Raw genomic sequence first — 4,916 nt, 5'->3', positions numbered from 1 at the left:
GAGCCGCGCGGTCGCGAGCTCGACCAGCTTCTAGCCGCGCTCCGCTCGGGCAAGCGCGCGACGCTTCGCGGCGTGCTGTGCACGGGCGGTTCGGAATGGCGGTTCACGACGGCGCCGGCGCGCCGCGCCTGACCTTCAGCGCAAGTTCGCGCGGTAGAACGGCAACAGCTCCGCCCAGGCCCGCTCCGCCTGCTGTTCGTCGTAGCTTTCGCTCCCCGCGACGCTCCAGCCGTGGTTCGCCGGATAGATTTCGACCTCCGCCTGCCGCTTCGCCTTCGCGAATGCCGCTTCCAGCGCGGGCTTCTCGTCCGGCATCTTCTCGGCGTCGTTCTTTGCGATCAATATCAGATAGGCCGCGCGGCTCTTCGGGATCAGCAGATGCGGACTCGACGGCTTGTCCGTCACCAGCGCGCCCGGGTGGAAGGTCGCGACAGCCCCGATGCGGTCGGGCCGCACCGCCGCCGTCCGGAACGAGATGGGTCCGCTCATGCAAAAGCCCTGCACGCCGGCTTTCTTGCGCCGGTCGGTCTGCGGCTGCGCGTCGAGGAAGGTGACGAAAGCCGCCGAATCGCGGTCGACCATCGGGTCGGTCAGGCCATCCTTGAACGCCCGCAGCTTCGCCCAGTCATCCTTGTTGCCGAAATCGAACTGCCCCTCGATGACCGGCGCCTTCTTCGCGCGGTAATAGGGGTTGGGCACCAGCACGACATAGCCCTGCGCGGCGAGGCGCCTGCCCATCTCGCGGAACACCGGGCGCAGGCCGAGGATGTCGGGCCACATCAGCACCGCCGGCCATTTCCCCTTGCCCGCGGGTACGAACAAGGCCGCGTCCGCGCTGCCGTCAGCCGTCTTTACCGAAACGTCGCGCTCGGTCACCTTGAGCGCGCCTGCATCCTCCGCGAACGCCGGCGCCGCAATGCCGCCCGCCGCGGCCGCGGCGCTCATCGTCAGCAGCATTGTCCGCCGGGTCACCGACGTATCCGCGATAAAGCCCTGATGGTTGCCGTCACCGCACATCGAGACTCTCCCTTTTTCTTCCCTCCCCGGAGGGGAGGTTGGACCGTGCTAGCATTGTTTGAAGGATCGCGCGCGCGGGAGCGGCGGAGGCGATCAGCCCGCTTCGGCGCTCGGGTGGTAGCGCTTGACGAGGCGCAGCGTGTTCTTGTCCGTGTGGTGCATCTCCTCGCCGGTCGCGGCGAGCTTCAGGACCAGGTCGGACGTGTAGCTCAGCGTGCCGTCGTCGTTGAGCGTGAAGCTGCTCGTGAAGCCGCGGATTTCCGCGCGCTCGAGCAGATAGTTGTTCTGAAGGATGCCGTAGCAGGGTTCGCCCGGCTTGGCGTCGAAGTGCAGCACCTTGTCGTGCGGTTCGGCGCTGCTGCCGGCGAGGATCGCGATACCGCGCCCGAACACGACGTTGCGCATGACCTGACGGTGCGCCTTGTCCCACAGCAGAAAGCCGACCTCGTCATGGAACGGGTCCATCGCCTCCTCGCCGTGGCGCCACGCGGTCATTCCGTAGTGGAGGCCCCATAGCACCTGCTGGCCGTTTTCCTGGACCGGGATCGGCTTGAACCACGCCTGTTCGAAATAGGTCGTCTCGGTCGTCCAGTCGTCCTTGTTGTGGTATGACAAGTCGACGCCGACATCGCCTTCCCATTCGCCGACCAGCGGCGTCAACGGACCCAGTTTACGCGAATAGGCAATGTCGTTGGGCATCGTGCTGCGCTCCTCTGCTTCTTCATTGGTGAGGGCCGCAGGCTAGCATCCCGACAAGCGCGGTTGCTAATGAAGCCTCTCCATCAGGGCGATTGACGCAGCCTGTTGGAAGGTGAGCGGCCCCGGCCTGCGCGCCCCCCGTTCACCCGTTCCTAAGCCTCGGATTGTTATTGAGGCCGATGAGCCTATTTTAGGCGAGGGGCGTTTCTGCCTTCGAAAGACGACGAGCGAGATGAACGACAAGGAAAAGAAGCCCGGCAACCCGTGGACGAAGAGCCTGCTGATCTGGGTCGGCGTGCTGTTCGCGCTGGTGCTGCTGGTGCAGATGATCGGCGGCGGCTCGACCGCCGCTACGGGCCAGGCGATTCCCTATTCCGAGTTCGTCCGCCAGGTCGACGAGGGCAACGTCCGCTCGGTGACGATGGCCACCAGCGGCGGCAACAGCGCGATCACCGGCAAGCTCGACAGCGGCGAGGTGTTCAGCACCACCGCGCCGGGCGACGCCAGCGTCTCCGACAAGCTCATCGCCAAGGGCGTCGCGGTCCAGGTGAAGAGCGAGGAAGGATCGAGCATCTGGCTTTACATGCTCTACAACTCGCTGCCGTTCCTGCTCATCCTCGGCATCAGTTTCTTCGTGATGCGGCAGATGCAGAAAAACGCAGGCTCCGGCGCGATGGGCTTCGGCAAGAGCCGTGCCCGCATGCTGACCGAGAAGCATGGCCGCGTGACCTTCCAGGACGTCGCCGGAATCGACGAGGCCCGCGAAGAGCTCCAGGAGATCGTCGAATATCTGAAGGATCCGGGCAAGTTCGCTCGACTCGGCGGCAAGATCCCCAAGGGCGCTTTGCTGGTCGGCCCTCCCGGCACCGGCAAGACCTTGCTCGCCCGCGCCATCGCGGGTGAAGCGGGTGTGCCTTTCTTCACCATCTCCGGTTCGGACTTCGTCGAGATGTTCGTCGGCGTCGGCGCGAGCCGCGTCCGCGACATGTTCGACCAGGCCAAGAAGAGCGCGCCGTGCATCGTCTTCATCGACGAGATAGACGCCGTCGGCCGCCACCGCGGCGCGGGGCTCGGCAACGGCAACGACGAGCGCGAGCAGACCCTCAACCAGCTGCTCGTCGAGATGGACGGCTTCGAGGCCAACGAAGGCATCATCATCATCGCAGCGACCAACCGGCCCGACGTGCTCGACCCGGCGTTGCTGCGCCCGGGCCGCTTCGATCGCCAGGTCGTGGTTCCGCGCCCCGACATCGACGGCCGCGAGCAGATCCTCGGGGTCCACATGAAGAAGGTGCCGCTGGCGCCGGACGTCGACCCCCGCGTCATCGCGCGCGGCACCCCGGGCTTCTCCGGCGCCGACCTCGCCAACCTCGTCAACGAGGCGGCGCTGCTCGCCGCGCGGCGCGGCAAGCGGCTGGTCGCGATGAAGGAGTTCGAGGAGGCCAAGGACAAGGTGCTGATGGGCACCGAGCGCAAGTCGATGGTGATGACCGAGGACGAAAAGCGAATGACTGCCTATCACGAGGCGGGCCACGCCATCGTCGCGCTTCACGAGCCGGCGTCCGACCCGATCCACAAGGCGACGATCATCCCGCGCGGCCGCGCGCTCGGCATGGTGATGCGCCTGCCCGAACGCGACAGCTACAGCTACCACCGCGACAAGATGTACGCGAACCTCGCCGTATCGATGGGTGGCCGAGTCGCCGAGGAAGTCATCTTCGGCTACCAGAAGGTGTCGTCCGGCGCGTCCAGTGACATCCAGTACGCGACCACGCTGGCGCGCGACATGGTTACCCGCTGGGGCATGTCGGATGCCTTGGGTCCGTTGCAATATGCCGAGCCCGAGGAGGAAGTCTTCCTCGGCTATTCGGTCAACCGCACGCGGCATATGTCCAACGAGACCGCGCAGGCCATCGACAAGGAGATCCGGCGGATCGTCGAGGAAGGCTACGAGCGCGCCAAGCACCTGCTCGACGAGCACCGCGACGAGCTCGAGGCGCTCGCGCAGGCGCTGCTCGAATATGAGACGCTGTCGGGCGACGAGATCAAGAAGGTGCTCGCCGGCGAAGGCATCGACCGCGGTGGCAGCAAGGGCCCGTCGATCCCGGCGGCCGGCTCGTCGATTCCCAAAGCGAAGCGGCCCAAGCCCGGCGCGATTGGCGGTCCCGCGACTGCGGGCACCTGAGAGCTACATCGCCCCGATCGCGACCGCGGCGGCGAGGAACAGCGCTGCGGCGATGAACGCGAAGGTCAGCAGCGCCATGGTCCGCATGATCGCGCTGAACCGCCCCAGCTCGTAGGTCTGCTTGAGGTGCCGGTACATGTGGAAGGGTGGCACGAAGAACAGCAGGCTTGCCACGCCCGGCAGCCCAGCCGCGATCAGCAAGCCGCCGGCGACGACCAGCATCATCATGAACGACAGCGAATAAGTCACGAACACGGTGTGGTCGTAGGTGTTGAACCGTCGCCGGAACGGGAACAGCAGCCACATGAACGGGACGGAGAAGGGGATCAGCAGCCAGCTGTATTTCGACGCCGCGTCCTGGACTTTCATCGACACGACTTCGGGGTTCTGGGCGGCATTTTCGATGAATGGCAGGAGCCAGCCGGGCGTCTCGTCGCCCGGGTCGGCCTTGACCAGCGGCCTGCCGCTCAGCAGTCTCTCGTTGCTGGCAATGTCTTCTTTGCGGTTGGCGATTTTGCGGTCGAGCTCGGCGAGCTCCTTTCCGGCCTCCGCCGCCGCTTTTCGATCGGCTTCGAGTGACGCCAGCTTCGCCTGGTCGTCGGCAATTTCGGTCTTCAGCCCTTCCCTGAAATCCCTGCTCACGTCAGTGCCCAGCGCGCCGGTGAGGTTGAGCACTGCGAACATCGCGAAGACGGTGAACAGATAAAGTGCGACCGGCGAGATGAAGCGCGCGCGCTCCCCCGCGATGTAGCGGCGCGTCATTTCGCCCGGCCGCCACGCGAGCATCGGCAGGGTCCGCCAGATTTTGCCTTCGAAATTGAACAGCGCGGTGACGAAGTCCTGAAAGAAGGCGCGCACCGAGCGGTGGACATGCGCCTTCTGCCCGCACTCCGAGCAATAAGGTCCGGTCAGAGGCGTCCCACAGTTGAGGCAGTTGCGCTCGTGGGTGCGGTCGTCGCGGCCCGCCTCTCCGGCAGCCGGCTCGACGGCGCGCGCGAGCAGGCCGCCCGTGACC

4 protein-coding genes are annotated in these 4,916 nt (G+C 65.9%); 1 reads left to right on the top strand and 3 read right to left on the bottom strand.

Annotation, left to right across the window (positions count from 1 at the left end; all coding sequences use genetic code 11):
- Nucleotides 1–135: 135 nt before the first annotated feature.
- On the bottom strand, nucleotides 136–1,017 hold the full coding sequence (locus GH737_RS12975) for a dienelactone hydrolase family protein (protein WP_155265222.1): 882 nt from the start codon (nucleotides 1,015–1,017) through the stop codon (nucleotides 136–138).
- Between the two features lie 93 nt (nucleotides 1,018–1,110).
- On the bottom strand, nucleotides 1,111–1,716 hold the full coding sequence (locus tag GH737_RS12970; RefSeq protein ID WP_155265221.1) for a heme-binding beta-barrel domain-containing protein: 606 nt from the start codon (nucleotides 1,714–1,716) through the stop codon (nucleotides 1,111–1,113).
- Nucleotides 1,717–1,948: 232 nt separating this feature from the next.
- On the opposite strand from GH737_RS12970, the gene ftsH reads away from it, so the two are divergent.
- Nucleotides 1,949–3,901 carry an ATP-dependent zinc metalloprotease FtsH gene (gene ftsH, locus GH737_RS12965; protein ID WP_155265220.1) on the top strand — a complete coding sequence of 651 codons (1,953 nt, stop codon included), beginning with the start codon at nucleotides 1,949–1,951 and terminating at the stop codon, nucleotides 3,899–3,901.
- 3 nt (nucleotides 3,902–3,904) lie between these two features.
- Here ftsH and GH737_RS12960 read toward each other — a convergent pair.
- Nucleotides 3,905–4,916, bottom strand: a 1,012-nt coding sequence (locus GH737_RS12960; RefSeq protein WP_338061785.1) for a DUF3667 domain-containing protein, incomplete at its 5' end; no start/stop codon positions are given.

Source organism: Sphingomonas segetis, assembly GCF_009720245.1.
Lineage (GTDB): Bacteria > Pseudomonadota > Alphaproteobacteria > Sphingomonadales > Sphingomonadaceae > Sphingomicrobium > Sphingomicrobium segetis.
Note: the sequence above shows the minus strand (reverse complement) of the source record. Positions and strands in the feature narration are given on the sequence as shown.

What these genes read in the sequence shown, in the direction of transcription:
- GH737_RS12975 (WP_155265222.1), bottom strand. Translation starts at nt 1,017, where the DNA reads ATGTGCGGTGACGGCAACCATCAGGGCTTTATCGCGGATACGTCGGTG.
- GH737_RS12970 (WP_155265221.1), bottom strand. Translation starts at nt 1,716, where the DNA reads ATGCCCAACGACATTGCCTATTCGCGTAAACTGGGTCCGTTGACGCCG.
- ftsH (WP_155265220.1), top strand. Translation starts at nt 1,949, where the DNA reads ATGAACGACAAGGAAAAGAAGCCCGGCAACCCGTGGACGAAGAGCCTG.